At 58.3% G+C, this 2,188-nt stretch carries 3 protein-coding genes; 2 read left to right on the plus strand and 1 reads right to left on the minus strand.

The features are described from left to right. The first annotated feature begins 22 nt into the window (after positions 1-22). On the plus strand, positions 23-550 hold the full coding sequence (locus EN991_RS33425; protein ID WP_127370332.1) for a MucR family transcriptional regulator: 528 nt from the start codon (positions 23-25) through the stop codon (positions 548-550). A gap of 84 nt (positions 551-634) precedes the next feature. Here the strand turns inward: EN991_RS33425 and EN991_RS33430 are convergent, their stop codons facing one another. Beyond that, positions 635-946: a DUF736 domain-containing protein gene (locus tag EN991_RS33430; RefSeq protein ID WP_127370333.1), complete on the minus strand. Its 312-nt coding sequence runs from the start codon at positions 944-946 to the stop codon at positions 635-637. Between the two features lie 850 nt (positions 947-1,796). Here EN991_RS33430 and EN991_RS33435 point away from each other — a divergent pair. Beyond that, entirely contained in the window at positions 1,797-2,078 is a 282-nt protein-coding gene (locus EN991_RS33435) for an HU family DNA-binding protein (RefSeq protein WP_095089546.1), read from the plus strand. Positions 2,079-2,188 lie beyond the last annotated feature (110 nt).

A 2,188-nucleotide genomic window follows, 5' to 3' on the forward strand; every position in this document is an offset into this window, starting at 1 on the left:
AGATACAATAAGAGGAAATTATATGACCACTGCTCTCGAAAAAGACGGCCAACTGGATACCGTGTCGATCGCGGCCGACATCGTCGCCGCCTATGTGTCGAACAATCCATTGCCGGTCGGCGAGTTGCCGAAGCTTATCGGCGATATCCATGCCGCTCTGAAAGGCATCGGCACGCCGGCGATAGAGCCTGTGATCAAGCAGGAGCCGGCAGTATCGATCAAGAAGTCGGTGACGCCGGATTTCATCATCTGTCTGGAAGACGGAAAAAAATTCAAATCGCTGAAGCGGCATCTTCAGCATTTTAATCTGACCCCTGACCAATACCGGCAGAAGTGGAACCTGCCTGCCGATTACCCGATGGTGGCACCGAACTACGCGGCCACCCGCTCGGCTCTGGCGAAGGCATCAGGGCTCGGGCGCAAGGCGGCTGCGCCTCCTGCCGCGGCGGAAAAGCCAAAGCGGGATGCTCGCGCGGCAACAGCGAAGACGGCCGCAGCCGCAATCAAGTCGCCTGTGAAGAAGCCGCGCAAGGCGCTAGCCAAAGCGTAGTACACCGCGTCTGGCAGAGCTTAGAGATCGCGGACCTGAACATGACGAAGCCCCGCCTTGCCGCGAGGCTTCGTGTTTTGTGGATCACTCGGCGGCGCGGCGTGACCAGATAAGCGAGAAATCGCCCTCGTTCTCGGTCTCGACCAGGCTCGCATAGATCGGAGCGGGGAAGCTGGGATCGTCGAGCTTGACTGAGTGGTAGTCGCGGCCTTCTCGCGAGGTCTTCTTCCATGCCGCCCCGAACTCGGTGGCGCCGGCGAAGATGCGGAAGTCCGGACCCTTTTCATTTTCGCCATCGGTCGGAGAGAACGTTACCGTCTTGACGTTGAGGTTGAGAGTCTTGACCGAGCCGGAGAAGCCCTTCGCGGTGCGGGAGAAAGTGCCGATCGTAGCCATTGTGGTAGTTCCTTCTGTTTTTCTCGGGCCGCGCCCATCGCGGCCTCGATGGTGGTCGTGAGACCGGAGACGATCGGTCCGCACCCTGAAGGGGCTGGAACGAAGTGAAAGACGGCGGCGCGAGGCTTTCTTGGATCGCGAGGAATGGACGCGCAGCGACCAGGGGAAGAAAACGCAGCGACGTCGTTGCGGGAAGACGATCGAGACTGAGCGCAGCGAAGGCGGTCTTCGGTCAGACCCAATCCATTCGAGGACGCCGTGGGCGTGGCTTGGAAAGAATACGCGGAAGGAACGCCACAGTGGCTAGATCAGTCACGACCATTGTCGCTTGCGCCGCTGCGCTTCTCTATTTCGGTCAAAGACGCTTCCTCACTCGCCAAGGCGGTGTTGGTCCTACTCCACCGGTGAAGAAGAGACGTCCGATTTCCCTGATCTTTGGGCTGAATCGTCGTCGCGTTCGGGGCGTCTCCGAAGACGACCATTGATTGTTGAGGGCAGCGGCTTCCAAGCCGCCAAATGCCGTGACGATTTCCTCTCTCACGTCGATTCGATGCAAGTCTGATTTGAGATCGAAGGCGGACCATAGCCGCGTCACACCTGATCCTCCACCTCATCGCCGAATGTTCCCGCCGCGGTCACGCCTGACGCACGGTGAGGCATTGCTGGGAACGGGTCGCTTCCACGCCGGGCGTCTACCGAGATGCGCTGCGTGACTTTCGCGATAAGAGTGGTGGAAATTCCCGGCTCGAGCATTTGTTTGCACTGGATTCCGTTCTTTGACGCGATGACAGTGTGGAATTGCCTGTGCCATAAGGCCAGTCGTTGAACCAACTCAGAAGGGATGGAAACGATGGCTGTAAACACGATCGATATTGCCGAACGCCTTGCAGACGCGCACGGCCTGTCGAAAACCCAAGCGAAATCCGTGGTCGAGGATGTGTTGAAGGGCATTGCGGAAGCCGCTGCCAAGGGCGAGGAAATCAGCCTCAATGGCTTCGGCAAGTTCAAGGTACAGAACAAACCAGCGCGCGATGGCCGCAATCCCTCGACTGGCGCCACGATCAAGATCGCCGCATCTAAGAAGATCGTCTTCCAGCCGGCAAAGGCTCTCAAGGACTCGGTGAACGGCTGACCATTTATGACGACACATCTCGTCTGATGGTAACGCGCTGTCCTGTTGGGCGATGGTGTCTTATTCCAAGATCATCAGCTTCTCATTGCTGCCGTTCTTAGGTCGAGGTC

The sequence above is a fragment of the Mesorhizobium sp. M7A.F.Ca.US.005.03.2.1 genome (assembly GCF_003997795.1).
GTDB classification, from domain to species: Bacteria; Pseudomonadota; Alphaproteobacteria; order Rhizobiales; family Rhizobiaceae; genus Mesorhizobium; species Mesorhizobium ciceri.